The 4,203-nt window shown below is 29.4% G+C and carries 3 protein-coding genes, 1 tRNA gene and 1 rRNA gene; 1 reads left to right on the forward strand and 4 read right to left on the reverse strand.

All coding sequences use genetic code 11. The annotated features are described in order from the left end of the window. Positions 1 to 559: 559 nt before the first annotated feature. Entirely contained in the window at positions 560 to 1,366 is an 807-nt protein-coding gene (locus ACJDTP_RS27140) for a pyruvate, water dikinase regulatory protein (protein ID WP_012061051.1), read from the reverse strand. A gap of 223 nt (positions 1,367 to 1,589) precedes the next feature. Between ACJDTP_RS27140 and ACJDTP_RS27145 the strand changes: the two genes are divergently transcribed. Continuing rightward, positions 1,590 to 2,339 carry a signal peptidase II gene (locus ACJDTP_RS27145; protein WP_406762976.1) on the forward strand — a complete coding sequence of 250 codons (750 nt, stop codon included), beginning with the start codon at positions 1,590 to 1,592 and terminating at the stop codon, positions 2,337 to 2,339. A gap of 190 nt (positions 2,340 to 2,529) precedes the next feature. Here ACJDTP_RS27145 and ACJDTP_RS27150 read toward each other — a convergent pair. From ACJDTP_RS27150 to ACJDTP_RS27160, 3 genes are all read right to left on the reverse strand, one after another. Beyond that, positions 2,530 to 2,605 (reverse strand) — tRNA-Lys (locus ACJDTP_RS27150). Positions 2,606 to 2,610: 5 nt separating this feature from the next. Beyond that, positions 2,611 to 2,727, reverse strand: a 5S ribosomal RNA gene (gene rrf / locus ACJDTP_RS27155). Between the two features lie 159 nt (positions 2,728 to 2,886). Beyond that, positions 2,887 to 3,834, reverse strand: a complete 948-nt coding sequence (locus tag ACJDTP_RS27160; protein ID WP_077843036.1) for an L-lactate dehydrogenase — start codon at positions 3,832 to 3,834, stop codon at positions 2,887 to 2,889. Between the last annotated feature and the right edge of the window lie 369 nt (positions 3,835 to 4,203).

The raw sequence follows: 4,203 nt of genomic DNA on the forward strand, positions 1-4,203 counted from the left end.
TACTCAAATAAAAATTGCTGGTTTACTTAAATGTATTTATCTTATTCTGTTCAATTTTCAAAGACCAATTTTCTTTCCTACAATTCTCATTGTAGTTATTAACTTATGTCACCCTCAAGCGACTTATTCAGTATATCATCTGTTTTACATACTGTCAATAACTTTTTTAATTTTTTTGAACTCTATTAGAAAAAACTTTTCTTAGTTCAATTGCAGTTATTTATGTACCTCAGCGACGGTTATTATATTAACATATATGATAATTGTCTTATTATATTAAATTATCCTATTAAATGACTTTATATTCACTATAGTCTAAAATTTATATAAAATTCTCTCTAATCCTATTAGTGATACACTAGGAATAGTTATATTACATAATATAGGATATTTCACTAACTCTTCCTTATTTCCACTATGTTTAAGTACAACAGCTTAGCGCATCTGATACAAAAAAGCAAATTTCGCCTACAAATATTTTTGTAAACAAAACTTGCTTTTTGTAACTTATCTTATATATCAATTTATATCATTTCCAAATTAGTTGCCTATTAATAGTTTATTTATTGTTATATCCTATCTTCTCTAGAATAATTAAAGCGGTATCTTCAATAGCTCTCTCTGTAACATCTATAGTCTTGCATCCTATTTTCCTCATTATTTTATCTGCAAAATCAAGCTCTTCTAACACTCTTGCATCTCCTGCATATTCAATGTCGGACGTAATTCTATGAAACTTATCTAACCTTCTTTTCCTTATTTCAATTAATCTAAGTGGATTTATTGTTAATCCAAATACTTTTTTTCTATCAATCTCATATATCTCATCTGGAACTCCCACTTCAGGCATTAAAGGAATGTTTATTGCCTTTACCCCCTTATTGGCCAAATACATACAGAGTGGTGTTTTTGAAGTTCTTGAAAGTCCTATCAATACAACATCAGCATTCTTTAAACCTCTATAATCTTTACTATCATCATATTGCATAGCAAATTCCATAGCTTCTATTCTCTTGAAATATACTTCGTCTGTTTGCCTCATAGCACCTGGATTGTACGTAGGATGTGTATTTAATATAGTTGATGCTACATTTATTATTGGTCCTAATACATTCATAACCGATATATTTTTTTCCATTGCTTTTTGTGTCAAATGCTCCCGTACATTAACAGTAATTATAGTAGATACAATTATTACACTCTCGCACTCATTTGCGATATTCATTACATCTTCAACATCTTCTAAAGATTTTACATATGGAATTCTTTTAACATCTACCTTTTCTGTAAATTGACTTGCCGCTGCAACAGCAACTTGGTTTGCAGTTTCTCCTATCGAATCTGATACTGCTAAAATTGTTAACATATTTATACCTTCTTTCTCATAATCTCATAATACTTTTTATACCTTACTCTTTTTTTATAAATATATACCCTGACCAAAACTGACAATACTTTAATTAATTATGTACGTGTTCCTCTTATCTCTATATTAAACTAAATTTGGTTTATTTAACAGTAGTGAATTTTTTTTTACTATATGTTACACTTTAGTATAACGTAATACAATTACAGTTGGAGGTACTCTTATGAAAAATAAAAAAGTGTTAACTATAAGTATTCTTCCTTTGATGTGGGCTATATATGTCTTATTCGAACTTATTACTGGAAGAATCAATGATCTTAGAACAATTTTATTTAATATGATACTAATTATATTATTTGCACTAGTAGGTCTATTTAGCTACATAATCGGAATTAAATACGAACATGGGTTTAAGTCTAATACACTTGTAATTCTATTTTTCTTTCTTTTTCTATTTGATCAAGGAATAAAGATATTAATAAAACTCTTTTGGTTTAATAATGATTTCCCTATAATATCCAGCTTGTTATATTTTCGACCTATAATTAATACTGAAGGTTCTTGGCTAAATGCTAGATTTGGAGCATCAGTTAATTTTCCGATTTTAATAACTATAAATATATTGGCTATATTTATTTTTATCGAAGTATATAGATATTATTTATACAAAGGAAACAAGGATTTTTGGGCTGATATGTGCTTTATTTTTGTATGCTGTGGTGCTACATGTTCATTAATTGACAAGATTTTTTATGGGGGTAGTTTAGATTTTATAGGAATCAGTAATTTATTCATTGCTGATATAAAAGACTTATATATTAATATAGGAATATTATTCTTTGCCCTTACTATGTTTAACAATGGATACCTTGCATCTAATGAAGATTCATCAGTTAAGGAAGATATTCAATCATTAAGAAAGTTTTTCTTATTTATAAAAAAGGATATCTCGCATAAGTTTAAATCCTTCTAAACAGTTATATGGTAAATTAATAATGTCTATGAATATTTACGTTAATGTTATTTACTTTATAAATTTGTAATCTAGTATGTTTTAAATTTTGATAAGGCAAATGAAAAAAGAGTTTTACTTTCAGTAAAACTCTTTTATTTATATAAATACTAAGCAAGTTTTTCAATAAGATTACTTTTAATAAAGTAATTGGTGGCTCACCCGGGAATCGAACCCGGGACACCATGATTAAAAGTCATGTGCTCTACCGACTGAGCTAGTGAACCATCTTACCTCGCAACGTCCTACTCTGCCACACAGTCTCCCATGCAGTACCATCGGCGCTATAGACCTTAACTTTCCTGTTCGGAATGGGAAGGAGTGTTACCTCTATGCCATCATCACGAGATTTTAATCAGTAATTGATACAATCTTCATCTATTACTTTAAATTTATAAAATAATCTTTATAAGAACTATTTTATAATATCTTGTCGAAAACTTGTCTCAACAAGATATTATTATACATAGTATTATCTATTATGTCAACACTTATTTAGAAATAAAATTTATTTTATTTTTTCGGTATATTCTTTTATTAACTCTATAGATTTTTTAAACTTGCTCAACTCTTCTTTTGTCATATGAATTTCCACTACCTCTTTAACCCCATCAGCATTTAAAACAGCAGGTACTCCACAAAAAACATCTTTTTCTCCATACTCGCCATCTAATAATGTAGATACTGGCATTATCCTGTTTTCATCATTTATTATCGCTTTTATGACTCCTACAGCTGCTGTTGCTATACCATAATACGTTGTTCCTTTTCTATTGTACACTTCCCAACCTGCTCTCGCTGTTTCCAGTACTAGTTTATCTAAGTCAACTTCTCCTACTCTATCTTTATTGTCTTTTAATATCTCGTAGAATGACTTTCCTCCAACTGTAACATGAGACCATGGGACCATCTGTGAATCTCCGTGTTCTCCCATAGAATATCCTTGCACACTACGCGGATCCACATTTAATAGTTCTCCAATGAAATTTTTTAGTCTTGCTGAATCAACTGAAGTACCAGTACCTATAATATGACTCTTTGGCAACCCAGATATCTTATAAACATGATATGCTATCATATCAACTGGATTTGAAATGACAATAAAGTGTCCTTTAAATCCACTCTTCATTATTGGCCTTACAATGGATTCTACTATTTTAGCTGATAATTCTAGTGTATCTAATCTAGTTTGCCCTTGCTTAGGCGGTGCACCAGCTGTTATTACTACAATATCCACATCTCCGCATTGCTCATAGTTTCCCCTGACAATTCTTATATTTCTATTCAAGTACTCAATACAATGGTTTAAATCCATTACTTCTCCTAGAGCCTTTTCTTCGTTTATATCAATCATTAGTATCTCATCACATACACCTTGAGTCATCAGACTAAAGGCTGTACTAGACCCTACTAATCCTGTTCCTATAATAGCCACTTTACTTTTCTTTAAACTCATATTTAACTCCTTTTAAGAAATTTATTCTTACTTATATTATTATTTTTATTTTACAATCATTTATTCACCTATAATTACTTATATATGCACGATTAAATATTATGGATTATATTATACACTATCTTAACCTTATTCTAAAAATATAAAATCAGCCTTAGTATTGAATATTTATCTAATTAATAAATTAGCCCAATCTTTTATTCTTAAATGTTTATAATACTGAAGATAAATTACTTCTTTAACAATTTATTTTAAAACAAAAAAGGTTGTTAATAAAATTAACAACCTTTGTTATGGTGCGTCATCAGGGATTCGAACCCTGGACACCCTGATTAAGAGTCAGGTGCTCTACCAACTGAGCTAATCACG

The organism is Candidatus Clostridium helianthi (assembly GCF_045310795.1).
In the GTDB taxonomy this organism is placed as follows: domain Bacteria; phylum Bacillota; class Clostridia; order Clostridiales; family Clostridiaceae; genus Clostridium; species Clostridium helianthi.